Raw genomic sequence first — 16,288 nt, 5'->3', positions numbered from 1 at the left:
CTTTGGGCCAATACAAGGGCGACCATCGTCTTATTGTCTTTTGCTATCCGATCCGCATCACGATCTTGCCGATATGATCGCCCTGCTCCATCAGCCGATGAGCGCCGGCAATCTCGGCGAAGGGCAGGATCGCCTGGATGACCGGCGCAACTTCGCCCCCTTCCAGCAGCGGCCAGACCTTTTCCGCCAGCCCGTCGCGGATTGCCTGCTTCTCGGCGGCGGTGCGCGGCCGGAGCAACGAACCCATTATCTGCAGGCGCTTCATGAGAATTGGCGCAATGTTGGCGTCCTCCACCCGGGCGCTACCGAGGAAGGCGATGATCGACAGGCGCCCGTCCTTGGCCAGGCTGCCGATGTTGCGATCGAAGTAGCGCCCGCCCACCATGTCGAGAATGACGTCGACCCCGCGACCGCCGGTTTCTTCCAGCACGACGGCCCTGAAATCCTCCTCACGATAATTGATCGCACGTTTCGCCCCGAGTGCCTCGCAGGCCTCGCACTTCGCAAGGTTGCCGGCGGTCGCGAAGACCTCTGCACCGAGTGCCTTGGCAAGCTGGATGGCGGTCGTGCCGATACCGCTGGATCCTCCATGGACAAGGAACGTTTCGCCGGCCTTCAGGCGGGCCATGTCGAAGACGTTGGCCCAGACCGTGAAGAAAGTCTCCGGCAAGGCTGCCGCCTTCGCGGCATCGTAGCCCTTGGGCCAGCGAAGGGCCTGCGTGGCGGGAACGGCGCAATATTCCGCGTAAGCGCCGCCATTGGCCAGAGCGCAGACCTTGTCGCCGGTCGAGAAGCCGGCCGCTCCCTCGCCGAGAGCAACCACTTCGCCTGCAACTTCGAGCCCGAGGATGGGGCTCGCCCCAGCGGGCAGCGGGTAGTCTCCCTTGCGCTGCAGGACATCCGGCCGATTGATGCCGAAGGCTTCGACGCGGATCAGAATGTCGCCGGGCCGGACCTCAGGCATCGCCCCCCGCGCCAGCACCATATTCTCCGGCCCTCCGGGGCCAGGCAGATCGACATAGGTCATTTCTGTCGGAAGGGTCATGACGGCATCCTCGCAAAACGGTTCCGCCTATACCTATAGCCCTCTTGCCGTTCGGGAAAGTTCGTCGTGCATCCGCTGCTCAGGTCCGGTCGAGGGGCTCCATGACGAGGCCTTCTTCGCTCGCCTTGGCGCGCGCCTTTATCTCCGCGATCCGCTTGCTCACGGTCTGCCCGTCCGAGAGGACAAGGCCTTCCGGAAGCAAAAGCACCGCGATCGAACAGCGCATCAGGGGGAAAGCCTTCGTGGTGCCGTCGCGGCCATATCCGCTGATCCGTCCCGCCGACAGATGCTCGGGCGAATAGAGCTGGCGGACGTCCGAGCGAAAGTCGTCGATCAGACGTGAAAGGACGCCCCGGATATCCTCCTCGGTAGAACCCTCGATGCCGACGAAGAAATCGTCGCCTCCGACGTGACCCAGGAACTTCCCTTCGCCTATGAAGTGGCGCCGCAGGAGCGCCGCAAAGAGCGTGATCGCGAGATCCCCCTTCTGGAAGCCGTAGGTATCGTTGAAGGGTTTGAAATCGTCGAAGTCGCAGTAGCAGAAGTAGCGGGCCTGGTCGCCGTCCAGGATCGCGTGCTGGACATAATCGCGGATCGCGCGATTGCCGGGGAGGCCCGTCAACGGATTCTGCTCCTGGGCCGTCTTCAACTGCTTCTCGTTGATGATCTTCAGGAGCGACGAAGCGGAGAGAATGCCGGCATAGCGCATGTTCTCCGTGAGGATGACGCAGTCGCTCCCGTTCATGCCGGCGAAGATCTTGAGCATCTCGTCGGCGGGCGTGTCGAGATCGGCGATCGGCGCGGGCGTGACGAAATGCGAGATGCGGCGCTGATAGAGGCGGTTCTTCAGGAGGTCGCGGCCGAAGGGATGATAGATCATCTCCTTGACGTGATACTCGTGCAGGATGCCGCGCGGTTCGCCATTGGCATTCAGGACCGGAAAGAAAGCCTGGCGTGGATTGAGCCGGAAAAGGTCGAACACGGAATCGAGGTCGTCGCTCTCCCTCGCTGCCGGAAGCTGCTCGATCTCCTTGCGGATCAGGATGCCGTCAAGGGTCGCAGACGGGCGCCGAGCGCCGGCCGCCGGTTCGAGATGAGCGTAGACGGCCTGCAGCTCCGTGACGTGCGTCGTCGGTCGGGCGATGAAGTAGCCCTGCATCAGATCGCAACCGAGATCACGGCAGACGAGAAACTCCGCCTCCGTCTCCACGCCCTCGGCGATGACCCGCGACCCGAGCACATGGGCCATGTTGACCGTATGCCGGACGAGGTGCCGCTTGCGGGAGTCCTTGTCTATATCGCAGATGAAGTGCCGGTCGATCTTCACATAGTCGACCGGCTGGTCGCAGAGCAGTTTCAGCCCGTTGAACCCCGCACCGAAATCGTCGATCGCGAGCTTGAATCCCGCAAGCCGCAGCTGTCGCACGAGCGCGGAAAAGTCAGGCATTTTGCTGCTGTCGAAACGTTCCGACAGTTCGAAGCAAAGGGAGGACGGCGCGATATTCGCACGCTTCAAGTGATTGACGAGGCGATCGACGATGTCGCCCTCGGCACCGACGAGCCGCGCATCGAAATTGAGAAAGAGCGTGCGCGCCGAAAAGTCCGGGAGCGTGGCAAACGCGGCGACGGCGCGGCTGTTGATCAGGTGCTCGAGCGCGAGCAACTGCCCCGCGCTCTCGGCCCTGTCGAGCAATTCGACCGGCGAGGCAAAACCCAGGCGCTCGAAACCCCGCATCAGGGATTCATAGCCGAACACCGCCCCGGTCGCTGCTTCCACGATCGGCTGGAGGGCATTTTCGATGACGAGTTTGGCAAGGGTCACGATCTGGTCGTCGCCGAAACGGCGAAGCGACAGGATTTCTGCGGGGGCGGCCGACATGCCGGGCTCCAGGGATAGGACACACAAACGCGCGCCAGCATCGGAGCCAGGCGTCAACGAAATCTTTCGCGAATGTGAAAGTTTGATGAAGCTTCGGAAAAGCTTGCTCAGCCCCTAGCGAGAACCCCGAAGGCGATCGAGGCCAGCCCCTGCATGACGAGATCGACCGCCAGGAAAAGACCCAGTATCCAGAGGCTGTCGACCGGCCAGCCGGCAGCGATGATGAGGCCGGCTAGCAGGGTCACGAGGCCGCCGATGACCATCCACCCCCAGCCTCCAAGAGGCCGAAGCCTGAACCCTACCCAGATGCGGGAGCAACCGGCGGCGATCAGCGCCACCGCCAGCAGGAACGTCAGCACGGAGGAGGCGAGGACAGGATTGATGAAAGCGAACAGGCCTGCCGCAGCATAAAAGGCACCGCTCAAGATCCAGTAAAGGACACTCCCCCAGTTTTTGACCTGAAAGGCGTGGGCGAGGTTGAGCAGGCCGCCGATCAGCATGATGAGACCGACGTAATAGACGGAGGCGACTGTCGCCATCAGCAGGTTTCCGAAGGCGATGCCGCCGCACATGATCAGAAGCACGCCGAGTGCGACGAACCACCCCCATTTTCCGGCAAGGGCCTCTCTGCCGGCGGGATCGAACGCGTGAACCATTTCAACCTCCAGTCATGCCTATGCGCATGGACGCCTCCCGCTGATTGAGCCGGATTTCCAAGCAAAAAGAAAGAGAAAAGCGCAGGATTTTTTTATTGATTGATGGATCAATCAAAAATAAGCTAGAGCCAGAGGAGTTCGAAGATGCCCAAGGTCGGAATGGAGCCGGTGCGCCGCAAGGCGTTGGTCGATGCGGCGCTGCGCGTGATCGGCGACCAGGGGACGCTCGCGGTCACCATGTCGGATATCGCGCGGACGGCCGGCGTTTCGCCCGCGCTCGCGCATCACTATTTCGGCAGCAAGGAACAGTTGCTGATCGCCACGATCCGCAGCCTTCTCGGTAAGCTGCGCGACGACGCCGTGTCTGCGATGAAGGCGGCCTCGACGCCGCGCGCAAAGGTGAGTGCTCTGATCAGCGTGAGTTTTCGCGCCGATCAGTTCGCGCCGGAGACGGTCGCAGCCTGGCTCGCCTTCTATTCGGAGGCGCAACGGTCGGAGGAAGTGCGGCGGCTGCTGGTGATCTATGCGCGCCGGCTGCGCTCAAACCTGCTCGCGGGTCTGAGAGCGCTCTGCCCGGCAGATGACGCGGAACGCATCGCCGAGGGCGCCGCTGCGATGATCGACGGGCTCTACATCCGGCAAAGTTTGAAATCGGCGCCGATCAGCATCGAAGCCTCGGTGGCGCTCACGGAAGATTACGTGAATGCGCATCTGAGGGCGAGCGACGGGAAAGGCTCCCCTCCCCGGGTTTACTCCGAGGATTAGCCCCTCCCTCCCGGCGGGCAGAAGGTGGCGGCAGCCGCAGCTGACAATCGCCGACCGGCCAAGCAAGACGAAGCAAGAATTCGAACCACGAGGAAACGATCAAGTGACCACCGGGAAGCCGAATATTCTGATCATCATGGTGGACCAGCTGAACGGAAAGCTTTTTCCGGACGGGCCTGCAGACTTCCTGCACGCGCCCAACCTGAAGGCGCTGGCCAAGCGATCGGCCCGTTTCCGCAACAACTACACCTCGTCGCCACTATGTGCCCCAGCCCGAGCATCCTTCATGGCCGGGCAATTGCCGAGCCGCACGCGGGTTTATGACAATGCCGCCGAGTACCAGTCGTCGATCCCGACCTATGCACATCACCTGCGCCGGGCCGGCTATTACACCGCGCTTTCCGGCAAGATGCACTTCGTCGGACCGGACCAGCTGCACGGCTTCGAGGAGCGGCTGACGACCGATATCTATCCCGCCGATTTCGGCTGGACGCCGGATTACCGCAAGCCGGGCGAGCGGATCGACTGGTGGTATCACAATCTCGGCTCCGTCACCGGCGCCGGGGTCGCCGAGATCACCAACCAGATGGAATACGACGACGAGGTGGCATTCCTCGCCAACCAGAAGCTCTACCAGCTTTCGCGGGAAAACGACGATGCGAGCCGGCGCCCCTGGTGCCTCACCGTCTCCTTTACCCATCCGCACGACCCCTATGTCGCGCGGCGCAAATTCTGGGACCTCTACGAGGATTGCGAGCACCTCACGCCCGAGGTCGACGCTATCCCCCTCGACGAGCAGGACCCGCATTCGCAGCGCATCATGCTGTCCTGCGACTACCGGAACTTCGAGCTGACGCAGGAGAATGTCCGCCGCTCTCGCCGCGCCTATTTCGCCAACATCTCCTATCTCGACGAGAAGGTCGGCGAACTGGTCGACACCCTCACGCGGATGCGGATGCTCGATGACACCCTCATCCTCTTCTGTTCCGACCACGGCGACATGCTCGGCGAGCGCGGCCTCTGGTTCAAGATGAACTTCTTCGAAGGCTCTGCGCGCGTGCCGCTGATGATCGCCGGCCCCGGTATCGCACCCGGCCTGCATCTGACGCCGACCTCGAATCTCGACGTGACGCCGACGCTTGCGGACCTCGCCGGCATTTCGCTCGAGGAAGTGAAGCCCTGGACCGATGGCGTCAGCCTCGTGCCGATGGTCAACGGCGTCGAGCGCACCGAACCGGTGCTGATGGAATATGCGGCCGAGGCCTCCTATGCGCCGCTGGTCGCCATTCGCGAGGGCAAGTGGAAATACATCCACTGCGCACTCGATCCGGACCAGCTCTTCGACCTCGAGACCGATCCGCTGGAGCTCACGAACCTCGCAGCGAAGCCGAGCGGACCTGTCGACCAGGCAACGCTTACCGCATTCCAGGACATGCGCGCCGCCCATTGGGACATGCAGGCCTTCGATGCTGCCGTACGCGAAAGCCAGGCCCGCCGCTGGGTCGTCTACGAGGCGCTGAGAAACGGCGCCTATTACCCTTGGGATCACCAGCCGCTGCAAAAGGCATCGGAGCGATACATGCGCAATCACATGAACCTCGACAATCTCGAGGAGTCCAAACGCTATCCGCGAGGAGAATGAGATGAGAGCCCAACCGAAAGCCTCGCACTTCATCGACGGCGAATATGTCGAGGACACCGGCGGCACGGTGATCGAGAGCATCTATCCGGCGACCGGCGAAGTCATCGCCCGCCTCCACGCGGCAACGCCTTCGATCGTCGAAAAGGCGATCGCAGCGGCGAAGCGCGCACAGCCGGAATGGGCGGCGATGAGCCCGACCGCGCGCGGGCGTGTCCTGAAGCGGGCCGCCGAAATCATGCGCCAGCGCAACCGCGAGCTTTCCGAGCTCGAAACGCTCGACACGGGCAAGCCGATCCAGGAAACCATCGTGGCCGACCCGACGTCCGGTGCCGACAGTTTCGAATTTTTCGGCGGCGTCGCGCCCGCCGCACTCAACGGCGATTATATCCCGCTCGGCGGCGACTTTGCCTATACCAAGCGGGTGCCGCTCGGCGTCTGCGTCGGCATCGGCGCCTGGAACTACCCGCAACAGATTGCCTGCTGGAAGGGTGCGCCTGCGCTCGTCGCCGGCAATGCGATGGTGTTCAAGCCTTCTGAAAACACCCCGCTCGGCGCACTTAAGATCGCCGAAATCCTCATCGAAGCGGGTCTGCCGAAGGGCCTCTTCAACGTCATTCAGGGCGACCGCGCGACGGGCCCGCTCCTCGTCAACCATCCGGACGTCGCAAAGGTGTCGCTCACCGGCTCCGTGCCGACCGGAAAGAAGGTGGCCGGCGCCGCCGCCGCGGAACTCAAGCACGTCACCATGGAGCTCGGCGGCAAGTCGCCTCTGATCGTCTTCGAGGATTCCGATCTCGAAAGCGCGATCGGCGGCGCAATGCTCGGCAATTTCTACTCGACCGGCCAGGTCTGCTCCAACGGTACCCGCGTCTTCGTGCAGAAGAAGATCAAGGAGCCCTTCCTCGCCCGTCTCAAGGAACGCACCGAAGCGATCGTCATCGGCGACCCCCTGGACGAGACGACGCAGCTTGGGCCGATGGTCTCGGCGGCGCAACGCGACAAGGTCTTCTCCTATATCGAGAAGGGCAGAGCGGAAGGGGCGCGCCTCGTCACCGGCGGCGGCATTCCCAACAATGTGAGCGGCGAAGGCACCTATATCCAGGCGACCGTCTTCGCCGACGTCACCGACGGTATGACGATCGCGCGGGAAGAAATCTTCGGACCGGTCATGTGCGTGCTCGATTTCGACGACGAGGCGGAAGTCATCGCACGTGCCAACGCCACCGAGTTCGGCCTATCGGCCGGCGTCTTCACCGCTGACCTCACCCGCGCCCACCGGGTCGCCGACCGGCTCGAGGCCGGCACGCTCTGGATCAACACCTATAATCTCTGCCCGGTAGAGATCCCCTTCGGCGGGTCCAAGCAATCGGGCTTCGGACGCGAGAATTCGGTCGCGGCACTGAACCACTATACCGAGCTCAAGACCGTCTATGTCGGCATGGGGCCGGTCGAGGCGCCGTACTGAGCTTTGCAGTTATGCCCTCTCCTCGGGTTTGACTCGAGGACTAACCCTCTCCCCGCGCGGGGAGAGGGGACCGGCGCGGCATATGCCTTTTTCCTGGCGCGGGAGAAGGCCGCGGCAGGCGGGCCATCCCAGAAGCAAGAAAGACCACGCTCATGCAGGCAGATTTCGTCATCATCGGTTCCGGCTCGGCGGGCTCGGCGCTCGCCTATCGCCTGTCGGAAGACGGCAGGAATTCGGTCATCGTGCTCGAGTTCGGCGGCTCCGATGTCGGCCCGTTCATCCAGATGCCGGCGGCGCTTGCCTGGCCGATGAACATGAACCGCTATAATTGGGGCTATCTCTCCGAACCCGAGCCGAACCTCAACAACCGGCGCATCACCGCGCCGCGCGGCAAGGTGATCGGCGGCTCCTCCTCGATCAATGGCATGGTCTATGTCCGGGGCCATTCGGAAGACTTCAACCGCTGGGAGGAACTCGGCGCCAAAGGCTGGGCCTATGCGGACGTGCTGCCCTATTACAAGCGGATGGAGCATTCGCATGGCGGCGAAGAGGGCTGGCGCGGCACCGACGGGCCGCTGCACGTCAAGCGCGGCCCGGTCAAAAATCCCCTTTTTCACGCCTTCATCGAAGCGGGAAAAGAGGCCGGCTTCGAAGTCACCGAGGACTATAACGGCTCGAAGCAGGAGGGCTTCGGGCTGATGGAGCAGACGACGTGGCAGGGCCGCCGCTGGTCGGCCGCTTCCGCCTATCTGAGGCCGGCCCTCAAACGTCCGAATGTCGAGCTCATCCGTTGCTTCGCCCGCAAGGTCGTGATCGAGAACGGCCGGGCGACGGGCGTGGAGATCGAGCGGGGCGGACGGATCGAGGTGGTGAAGGCCAACCGCGAAGTGATCGTCTCCGCCTCCTCCTTCAATTCGCCGAAGCTGCTGATGCTTTCCGGCATCGGACCGGCCGCCCACCTCAAGGAGATGGGAATTGACGTGAAGGCCGACCGACCCGGCGTCGGCCGGAACCTGCAGGACCACATGGAATTCTATTTCCAGCAGGTGAGCACGAAGCCGGTTTCACTCTATTCCTGGCTGCCATGGTTCTGGCAGGGCGTCGCCGGTGCGCAATGGCTCTTTTTCAAGAGAGGCCTCGGAATTTCCAACCAGTTCGAGTCCTGCGCCTTCCTGCGTTCGGCACCCGGCGTGAAGCAGCCGGACATCCAATACCACTTCCTGCCGGTGGCGATCAGCTATGACGGCAAGGCGGCGGCGAAGTCGCACGGCTTCCAGGTGCATGTCGGCTATAACCTGTCCAAGTCGCGTGGTGACGTCACTCTTCGCTCGTCCGATCCCAAGGCCGACCCGGTGATCCGCTTCAATTATATGAGCCACCCGGAGGACTGGGAGAAGTTCCGCCATTGCGTGCGGCTGACGCGCGAGATTTTCGGGCAGAAGGCTTTCGACCTCTATCGCGGCCCAGAAATCCAGCCCGGCGAAAAGGTGCAGACGGACGAGGAGATCGATGGGTTCCTGCGCGAGCATCTCGAAAGCGCCTATCATCCCTGCGGCACCTGCAAGATGGGTGCGAAGGACGACCCGATGGCCGTGGTCGACCCCGAAACCCGGGTTATCGGTGTCGACGGGCTTCGCGTCGCCGACTCCTCGATCTTCCCGCACATCACCTATGGCAACCTGAACGCCCCCTCGATCATGACCGGCGAAAAGGCCGCCGATCATATCCTCGGCAAGCAGCCGCTCGCCCGCTCGAACCAGGAGCCGTGGATCAATCCGCGCTGGGCGGTGAGCGACAGGTAAGTTATTCCGAGAGGAAACCTATCCAGCGCCCGGCAAGGACCGCACCGGTCCAGATCGACATGGAAAGCAGCGCTGAAAGGCGGACCCTCGGGGAGAGCGGCCCGCCTTTGATTGCGTCGCGCCATTGCGGGGTCAGGTGCAATATGGCGGCGTTGAGTACGCCGAGCACGAGCAGCGTCATCTTCGTCAGGAAGGCGGGGTTGCGGGCATACTCAACCGGGCGAACGCTGAAGAGACAGAAACCGGTGGCGATAGCCAACGCGATGCCGATCGCAGCCGCGCGTGAAAGATAGGGGCCGACCACTGCGATCGGCACGTCGCGGAAGAAGCCGAGCAGCCGCAGGTCGAGCGGCAGGATCGAACCGACGATTATCCCGATCGAGAGTATGTGGGCGGCGTTCACGAAGATGTAGAGCACCGCGGAGCGCCGTATCGCCAAAGCGAAGGGCAACGCCCCGATCCACGTCAGCGCCTCCTCCATCAATTCGTCCGTATGCGCTCCGGATAGATGTCGTAGACCTTGCCGGCGACGGTGATCCGCACGGCCTTCATCCTCTTCTCGTTCCGGTCGAGCGAGCGGTTGCCCAGCACCACGATCGGATCGCCGGCCTTGGCTACCCCCTCCACAAAGCCCGAACGCTGGGTGAGCCGCGGGTTGCCGAGTTCGACCCGCCAGGTGCCGTCATCCGTCGTCTCGACCTGAAGGGTCGGATGCGGCGGCGCCATGGAGATCTCGCGGATCGTCCCTGAAAGCTCGACCTGATCGGCCTCCGCCCAGGACCAGCCGTGATGCGCGTAGGCGCCCGTCACCAGAAGCAGGCTCAGCAAACCGGCCGCGGGGAGGCGTGACGACAAAGACGTAGCCATCGGCATTTCCTTCTCCTGCGTTGATGATGCCTGAACATGGAGCACGCATGGGGCAAGAACAGCGCGCTCACCGATTGTTGAACGGCAGGGTCTCGCGATCCTCAGGGGCAGACTCCCGATTTGTGTTCGAAGGGCATACTCGCTAAGAGAACATGATGCCTTCGGCCTACACCAAATCGAAACTCCTCCGCCGGTCCAGAGTCCTTTGGGGATCCTACGGCGTCTGGCGGCCAAGACTGGTCTTCTGGGTCGGCGCAATTGCGATCGGCGTGATCAGCGTCGCCTTCGCCGAAGCCGCCGATTGGGCGCAACACGCCTTCCGCCGGCTGACGGATGCCGGGGAGTGGAGCTTTCTGCTTCCCCTGCTCCTCACACCTGCGGTTTTCGTCCTCTCTGCCTGGCTCGCCATACGCTTCTTCCCCAACGCGCAAGGCAGCGGCATCCCGCAGGCCATCGCTGCAAGGCATCTGCATGGCGAGGAAGAGCGCTCGCGCCTGCTGTCGCTGCGGCTTGCCTTCGGGAAGATCCTGCTTACGGTCCTCGGGCTCTTCGGCGGGGCATCGATTGGTCGCGAAGGCCCTACCGTCCAGGTCGGCGCCTCGATCATGCTGCAGGCCGCCCGCTGGGGCGGAATGGCTCACGCGCGCGGGCTCATACTTGCCGGCTCCGCCGCGGGGATCGCGGCCGCATTCAACACACCGCTGGCGGGCATCGTATTCGCGATCGAGGAAATGAGCCGGACCTACGAGTCTCGCGCAAACGGACTCGTTCTGACCGCAGTCATATTGTCTGGCCTCGCGGCCCTGAGCCTCTCCGGCAACTACACCTATTTCGGCACCAGCTCGACGACGGCGAGCGGCGCCAAAGATTTCCTGCTCATTCTCGCCTGCGGAATAGGCGGCGGGCTTCTTGGCGCCGCCTTTAGCGCGGCCAGCCTTCGGCTGACGCGGCGTATTCGCCGCTGGGCGCAGCCGGCCCCCGTGAAGCGCATGCTCATGCTGGCTGGCGGATGCGGCGTCGCCACCGGCATCGTCGGGGTCCTGTCGGGTGGTGCCACCTTCGGAACGGGCTACGAACAGGCGCAAGCGGCGGTCGCAGGTGAGCCGCTTCCCTATTTCTTTTTCCTGGGCAAGCTGTTCGCGAGCTTCGCGGCGATGATCTCGGGTATCCCGGGCGGCATCTTCGCCCCCTCTCTTGCGATCGGCGCAGGACTCGGCAGCACGATGAGTTCACTTTTCGGCACCAGCATCGCCTTGGGAGCCGTGCTCGGCATGGCCGGTTACTTCGCCGGCATCGTCCAGGCGCCGATGACCGCCTTCGTCATCATCATGGAGATGACCGGCAACCATCAGGGCGTGATCGCCCTGATGGCCGCATCGATGCTTGGCTATGTCACCGCCCGGCTGGTTTCGCCCGAGCCGCTCTATCACGGTCTTTCCAGAACATTCATCGCCCAGAGCATTCTCCTGCGCAGGAGCAGCGCGAAAAGCGAAGCCGCACCTCAGTGAGGCACCGGCCACGGGCGCCTTTTTCAAGGCCTCTGGGGATCAGAGAGATATTTGCTCCGTTCGCGCGGCATTAGAAACCGCTATTTCTGTCCATTGTCATGAACGGCTGCCATATTCCGTGCAAATCGCAACAGGATGCAGCCATGACGACGCAATCCCGCAAAGCAGAAGTGGCGGTCGACGCGGAAGAGTTTGCCCTCGAGGCAGAGGCCAAGGCCATCAACGACGAGCTCGAAGGGCTGGATCTTTCCGGCCGTCTGGCATTCATCGCCGGGCTGGAAGGCCGCGCGGTCTTTACCACTTCGCTCGGCATCGAGGACCAGGTCATTACCGCCGCGATCGGCAGCAACCATCTCGATATCGAAGTCGCGACGCTGAAGACCGGCCGTCTTTTCGACGAGACCGTGGCCCTGATCGACAAGACCGAGGAGACCTATGGCATCCTCATCAAGCGCTATTATCCCGAGAAAGCCGATATCGAAGCTTATGTGGCGCAATACGGCATGAACGGGTTCTACGAAAGCGTCGAAGCCCGGCATGCCTGTTGTGGCGTGCGCAAGCTGAAGCCGCTTGCGCGCGCACTCGACGGGGCAAGCTACTGGATTACCGGCCTGCGGCGCGGGCAGTCGGGCAACCGTGCCACGACCCCTTTCGCTGAAGCCGACGTCGAGCGCGGGCTCATCAAGATCAATCCGCTCGCCGACTGGGACATCGAGACGATCCAGGCCCACGTCGCGGCAGAGGCCATCCCCGTCAACCCGCTGCACAGCCGCGGCTATCCGTCGATCGGTTGCGAGCCCTGCACCCGGGCCATCAAGCCCGGTGAGCCGGAGCGCGCCGGGCGCTGGTGGTGGGAGAACGATGAGAAGCGCGAATGCGGCCTGCATGTGCCGGAAGCGGCTTCCTCGATCATCCCCAACGCCAGCAACGCGGCCTGAGCGCCACGCGCGCACCCGAAGACCACGATCTTCCCCCGGAGTTAGCAATGCCCCACACTCTTCCGGAAACGGAACTGCATAATCCGCAGAGCACGAAACCGCCGCTCGATCCGCATCTGAAGGCGCTGGAGAACGAAGCGATACACATCTTCCGCGAGGTCGCGGCCGAATTCGAGCGCCCCGTAATGCTTTACTCGATCGGCAAGGATTCGTCGGTCCTGCTGCATCTTGCGCGCAAGGCCTTCTATCCCGGCCGCATCCCCTTCCCGCTCCTGCATATCGACACGGGCTGGAAGTTCCGCGAGATGATCGCATTCCGCGACGAGATGGCCGCGAAATACGATCTCGACCTCGTCGCCCACACCAATCCGCGCGGTGCAACCGAAAACGTCACGCCGTTCACGCACGGATCGGCGCTCTATACCGACATCATGAAGACCGAAGCGTTGCGCCAGGCGCTCGACGCGGGTCAGTACGACGCCGCATTCGGCGGCGCGCGCCGCGACGAGGAGGCAAGCCGTGCCAAGGAGCGCATCTACTCCTTCCGCACGCCCGATCATCGCTGGGATCCGCGCAATCAGCGCCCGGAACTCTGGAACGTCTACAACGGCATGATCCGCAAGGGCGAGAGCGTCCGTGCCTTCCCTCTGTCCAACTGGACCGAGGTCGACATCTGGCGCTACATCCAGGCGGAAGAGATCCCGATCGTTCCGCTCTATTTTGCCAAGAAGCGCCCCGTCGTAGAGCGCGACGGCATGCTGATCCTCGCCGAGGATCCTCGCCTCGAGCTGCTTCCCGGCGAGGTCAAGCGCGAGGAAGTCATCCGCTTCCGCACGCTCGGCTGCTTCCCGCTCACCGGCGCGATCCGCTCCGAAGCCGACACGCTCGACGACATCATTGCCGAACTTGAAACCGCGACCGTCTCCGAACGTCAGGGCCGCGCGATCGATCGCGATCAGGCCGGTTCGATGGAAAAGAAGAAACGCGAAGGATATTTCTGATGACCGCACCGGCAGCAGCGAACGCAGTCCTGGATCAAACCGTCGTATCCCTTCCGATGCAGGAGACTGCGCGGGTCGTGCGCGACACGCGCCCCCTTCGCCTCATCACCTGCGGCAGCGTCGACGACGGCAAATCGACGCTGATCGGCCGGCTGCTTTGGGACACCAAGGCGGTCAAGGAAGACCAGGCGGCAAGCCTTCAGCGCGATTCCGGCGGCAAGCAGAACGATCTCGGCCTTCCGGATTTCGCTCTCCTGCTCGACGGCCTTCAGGCCGAGCGTGAACAGGGCATCACCATCGACGTGGCCTATCGCTATTTCGCGACCGACAAGCGCTCCTTCATCGTCGCCGACACGCCCGGCCACGAGCAATATACCCGCAATATGGCGACCGGCGCTTCGACCGCCGACCTCGCGGTGCTGCTCGTGGACGCGCGCGTCGGCCTTCTGGAGCAGACCCGCCGCCACGCGACGATCGCGACGCTGATGGGCATCCGCCAGTTCGTGCTCGCCGTCAACAAGATCGACCTGACGAATTACGATCGCGCCCGCTTCGACCAGATCTCGCACGAGTTCCGGGAGCTGGCCCTTTCGCTCGGGGTGCGCCAGGTCACCGCAATCCCGGTCTCGGCGCTCAAGGGCGAGAACGTCGTCTATGACGGCCGCGCTTCCATGCCCTGGTATGACGGCCCGACGCTCATCGAAATTCTGGAGCTTGCCACGACCCGCTCCGCCCAGACCGTCGGCTTCCGCCTGCCGGTGCAGCGCGTATCGCGCCCGGGAGAGAGCTTCCGCGGCTATCAGGGCACGGTTGCCGGCGGCTCGGTGAAGCCGGGGGACTCCGTCGTCATCCTGCCGTCGGGCATGGTCGCCAATGTGAGCAAGATCGTCACCTTCGATCTCGTGCGCAATGCGGCGGTAGCGGGAGACGCGATCACGCTGGTGCTCGACCGCCAGGTGGACGTTTCCCGCGGCGACGTCATCGCCTCGATCGACAGCCAGCCGATGACCGGGCTCGCCTTCGATGCGCAACTCGTGGCGCTGCAGCCGGAAGGCATCCAGCCGGGCAAGCGCTACTGGCTGAAGTCCGGCAGCCGCCGCCAGCGCGTGCAGGTGCAGCCGGTCAGCCAGCTCGAGCTCAAGAGCGGCAAGTGGAACCACGCAGACGAACTGCCGATGAACGCGATCGGCAAGGTGCACCTCGCCTTCGACGAACAGGCGATCTTCGACACCTATGAGCAGAACCGCACGACCGGCGCCTTCATCCTGATCGACCCCGACACCAACAACACGGTGGCGGGCGGCATGATCACTGCCAAGCGCGCCGCGCTCGGGGGCATCCATGCCGAGGAAAGCCGGGTGATCCTGTCGCTGCCGGCAGATCTTGCCGATCAGCTCATGGCAACGGAGCTCTTCGCCGCCCGCCGCGAAGACGTGGAGGTGCGCCGGATAACCGCCGCGAAGGCGGTGGGTATCATCGACTCGATCGACGGCTGACGCTCTTACCGTTTGCCTATCAGCAAAGGGGCCGCATGGCCCCTTTTTGCTGCTCTGATCGGTAGACGGTCGGAGTGCAAGCACGCGCTTCTAAGGTGGAGGCCGTCAATACGGTCAGGCCCGCCGCTCGACCGTTGCGAGGTCGATCGTCAGCGGCTGTGGATCGGCATGATTCCAAAGCTGGTAGCCGACTACACTGCCCAGAATGGCGGCCCAGACGACAATTTCGCGCAGAGTGAAGATAGGTTCCTTCGACATCGCTGCCTCACGGGTTTGCGTTTGAAGGATATTCGCTCCGATTGTTCACTCCGATAAGACGGATTTTCAGGAACAACCCGTTTCTCTGTGAACAATAAAGGTGCGGCAAAGGCATCGGCCGCCGCAATGCGAGGGCGAGCCGGCAAACCGGCAGAAAGCCGGACAAAAGATACGGTTGGGGGAGATTTACAGCTGGTCGGAGTGGAGTGATTCGAACACTCGACCCCCACGTCCCGAACGTGGTGCGCTACCAGACTGCGCTACACTCCGTGACCAGCGGCGCCTCTATAGAACAGCATTTTTGATTTCACAAGCGCCTATCGCAAAAAAGACCGCGCTGAAGGTGAAAATGTTCCGGCCGCCGGCACGTCCCATCTCATAAGCGATAGGGCGTTTCTGCAACGCTCTCCAATTTCCTCTGCGGCAATGCTCCGAGCCGATTTTCTTTCATAGCTTTTAGCGCTAGAGCCTCGGCGGACTGCAAGGAAAACCGGGGATTCCGGCCCTTCCGCGCCGCAGGTTTCAGGACATATCTAAGGGACAGACACATGAATTTCCGCATGATGACGGCGGGCGCCCTCGGGCTGCTTCTTGCCGGCTGCACGACGACGACCGGGATCACGAGAAATGCGGTCGAAGCACGCTGGCTCGGCCAGCCGGCAGGGCCCTTCTTCGCTCAGTTCGGCCCACCCATTTCCGACGTCGAAGCGGGCGGCGACACCGTTTATAGCTGGAAGGGCGGTTACAAGACGCGCAGGATCCCGGCGGAATACGAAAAGACCGCCGACGGCAAACGCGGCAAGCGCATCTCTGCCGCGCGCACGGAATATCTGAGCTGCTCCGTTCAGCTGACCGTCTCCTCCGACTACGTCATCCGCGCGATCCGGATCGCCGGCGACCGCAAGCGTCCGAACGGGCCGAGCTGGTGCGAGGAGTTTTTGGGCGGCGCAAAGGCTGAATAGTCAG

15 protein-coding genes and 1 tRNA gene are annotated in these 16,288 nt (G+C 63.1%); 9 read left to right on the top strand and 7 right to left on the bottom strand.

Going from position 1 to position 16,288, the window contains the following annotated elements:
• Positions 1–43: 43 nt before the first annotated feature.
• The 3 genes from AC5J09_RS16915 to AC5J09_RS16905 form a co-directional block, all read right to left on the bottom strand.
• A complete protein-coding gene (locus AC5J09_RS16915; RefSeq protein WP_100674551.1) occupies positions 44–1,045 on the bottom strand; it encodes an NAD(P)H-quinone oxidoreductase in 1,002 nt (333 codons plus the stop codon).
• Positions 1,046–1,124: 79 nt separating this feature from the next.
• The gene (locus AC5J09_RS16910; protein WP_494298058.1) at positions 1,125–2,924 is read right to left on the bottom strand and encodes an EAL domain-containing protein; all 1,800 of its coding nucleotides are present in this window, start codon (positions 2,922–2,924) and stop codon (positions 1,125–1,127) included.
• A gap of 107 nt (positions 2,925–3,031) precedes the next feature.
• Positions 3,032–3,580 (bottom strand): HdeD family acid-resistance protein, encoded by a 549-nt coding sequence (locus tag AC5J09_RS16905; RefSeq protein WP_018094491.1) that lies wholly within the window; start codon positions 3,578–3,580, stop codon positions 3,032–3,034.
• A gap of 144 nt (positions 3,581–3,724) precedes the next feature.
• Between AC5J09_RS16905 and betI the strand changes: the two genes are divergently transcribed.
• The 4 genes from betI (at position 3,725) to betA (ending at position 9,254) form a co-directional block, all read left to right on the top strand.
• A complete protein-coding gene (betI, locus tag AC5J09_RS16900; RefSeq protein ID WP_338278545.1) occupies positions 3,725–4,345 on the top strand; it encodes a transcriptional regulator BetI in 621 nt (206 codons plus the stop codon).
• A gap of 103 nt (positions 4,346–4,448) precedes the next feature.
• Complete coding sequence (gene betC / locus AC5J09_RS16895; RefSeq protein ID WP_494298057.1) at positions 4,449–5,987, top strand: choline-sulfatase; 1,539 nt, start codon at positions 4,449–4,451, stop codon at positions 5,985–5,987.
• Between the two features lies 1 nt (position 5,988).
• Positions 5,989–7,452: a betaine-aldehyde dehydrogenase gene (betB, locus tag AC5J09_RS16890; protein WP_494298056.1), complete on the top strand. Its 1,464-nt coding sequence runs from the start codon at positions 5,989–5,991 to the stop codon at positions 7,450–7,452.
• A 152-nt stretch (positions 7,453–7,604) separates the two neighbouring features.
• Positions 7,605–9,254 (top strand): choline dehydrogenase, encoded by a 1,650-nt coding sequence (gene betA, locus AC5J09_RS16885; RefSeq protein WP_324763072.1) that lies wholly within the window; start codon positions 7,605–7,607, stop codon positions 9,252–9,254.
• Position 9,255: 1 nt separating this feature from the next.
• On the opposite strand, the gene AC5J09_RS16880 is transcribed toward betA, so the two are convergent.
• Positions 9,256–9,735 carry a DUF6644 family protein gene (locus AC5J09_RS16880; protein ID WP_494298055.1) on the bottom strand — a complete coding sequence of 160 codons (480 nt, stop codon included), beginning with the start codon at positions 9,733–9,735 and terminating at the stop codon, positions 9,256–9,258.
• Positions 9,735–10,121: a DUF6152 family protein gene (locus tag AC5J09_RS16875; protein ID WP_026168560.1), complete on the bottom strand. Its 387-nt coding sequence runs from the start codon at positions 10,119–10,121 to the stop codon at positions 9,735–9,737. Before AC5J09_RS16875 ends, AC5J09_RS16880 begins: the two co-directional genes overlap by 1 nt.
• A gap of 155 nt (positions 10,122–10,276) precedes the next feature.
• On the opposite strand from AC5J09_RS16875, the gene AC5J09_RS16870 reads away from it, so the two are divergent.
• The 4 genes from AC5J09_RS16870 to cysN all read left to right on the top strand — a co-directional run bounded on the left by AC5J09_RS16870 (position 10,277) and on the right by cysN (position 15,064).
• Entirely contained in the window at positions 10,277–11,629 is a 1,353-nt protein-coding gene (locus AC5J09_RS16870; protein ID WP_100674572.1) for a chloride channel protein, read from the top strand.
• Between the two features lie 143 nt (positions 11,630–11,772).
• Positions 11,773–12,567 (top strand): phosphoadenylyl-sulfate reductase, encoded by a 795-nt coding sequence (locus AC5J09_RS16865; protein WP_411921988.1) that lies wholly within the window; start codon positions 11,773–11,775, stop codon positions 12,565–12,567.
• A gap of 47 nt (positions 12,568–12,614) precedes the next feature.
• Positions 12,615–13,568, top strand: a complete 954-nt coding sequence (cysD, locus tag AC5J09_RS16860) for a sulfate adenylyltransferase subunit CysD (protein ID WP_275596613.1) — start codon at positions 12,615–12,617, stop codon at positions 13,566–13,568.
• On the top strand, positions 13,568–15,064 hold the full coding sequence (cysN, locus tag AC5J09_RS16855; RefSeq protein WP_018094481.1) for a sulfate adenylyltransferase subunit CysN: 1,497 nt from the start codon (positions 13,568–13,570) through the stop codon (positions 15,062–15,064). Before cysD ends, cysN begins: the two co-directional genes overlap by 1 nt.
• 114 nt (positions 15,065–15,178) lie before the next feature.
• Here cysN and AC5J09_RS16850 read toward each other — a convergent pair whose 3' ends face one another.
• Together AC5J09_RS16850 and AC5J09_RS16845 are read right to left on the bottom strand one after the other, a co-directional pair.
• A complete protein-coding gene (locus AC5J09_RS16850; protein WP_100674558.1) occupies positions 15,179–15,322 on the bottom strand; it encodes a hypothetical protein in 144 nt (47 codons plus the stop codon).
• 193 nt (positions 15,323–15,515) lie between these two features.
• Positions 15,516–15,592 (bottom strand) — tRNA-Pro (locus AC5J09_RS16845).
• 278 nt (positions 15,593–15,870) lie between these two features.
• Here AC5J09_RS16845 and AC5J09_RS16840 point away from each other — a divergent pair.
• On the top strand, positions 15,871–16,284 hold the full coding sequence (locus AC5J09_RS16840; RefSeq protein WP_018094479.1) for a hypothetical protein: 414 nt from the start codon (positions 15,871–15,873) through the stop codon (positions 16,282–16,284).
• Positions 16,285–16,288: the final 4 nt, after the last annotated feature.

This window comes from Sinorhizobium sp. (assembly GCF_059070375.1).
The sequence above is the reverse complement of the archived record's forward strand: the minus strand, read 5'-3'. Positions and strand labels throughout refer to the sequence as shown.

Coding starts and splice junctions, on each gene's coding strand:
- betB (WP_494298056.1), top strand. CDS start 5,989: ATGAGAGCCCAACCGAAAGCCTCGCACTTCATCGACGGCGAATATGTC.
- AC5J09_RS16870 (WP_100674572.1), top strand. CDS start 10,277: ATGCCTTCGGCCTACACCAAATCGAAACTCCTCCGCCGGTCCAGAGTC.
- cysN (WP_018094481.1), top strand. CDS start 13,568: ATGACCGCACCGGCAGCAGCGAACGCAGTCCTGGATCAAACCGTCGTA.
- AC5J09_RS16915 (WP_100674551.1), bottom strand. CDS start 1,045: ATGACCCTTCCGACAGAAATGACCTATGTCGATCTGCCTGGCCCCGGA.
- AC5J09_RS16910 (WP_494298058.1), bottom strand. CDS start 2,924: ATGTCGGCCGCCCCCGCAGAAATCCTGTCGCTTCGCCGTTTCGGCGAC.
- AC5J09_RS16850 (WP_100674558.1), bottom strand. CDS start 15,322: ATGTCGAAGGAACCTATCTTCACTCTGCGCGAAATTGTCGTCTGGGCC.
- AC5J09_RS16880 (WP_494298055.1), bottom strand. CDS start 9,735: ATGGAGGAGGCGCTGACGTGGATCGGGGCGTTGCCCTTCGCTTTGGCG.
- betA (WP_324763072.1), top strand. CDS start 7,605: ATGCAGGCAGATTTCGTCATCATCGGTTCCGGCTCGGCGGGCTCGGCG.
- AC5J09_RS16865 (WP_411921988.1), top strand. CDS start 11,773: ATGACGACGCAATCCCGCAAAGCAGAAGTGGCGGTCGACGCGGAAGAG.
- AC5J09_RS16840 (WP_018094479.1), top strand. CDS start 15,871: ATGAATTTCCGCATGATGACGGCGGGCGCCCTCGGGCTGCTTCTTGCC.
- betI (WP_338278545.1), top strand. CDS start 3,725: ATGCCCAAGGTCGGAATGGAGCCGGTGCGCCGCAAGGCGTTGGTCGAT.
- AC5J09_RS16905 (WP_018094491.1), bottom strand. CDS start 3,580: ATGGTTCACGCGTTCGATCCCGCCGGCAGAGAGGCCCTTGCCGGAAAA.
- cysD (WP_275596613.1), top strand. CDS start 12,615: ATGCCCCACACTCTTCCGGAAACGGAACTGCATAATCCGCAGAGCACG.
- AC5J09_RS16875 (WP_026168560.1), bottom strand. CDS start 10,121: ATGGCTACGTCTTTGTCGTCACGCCTCCCCGCGGCCGGTTTGCTGAGC.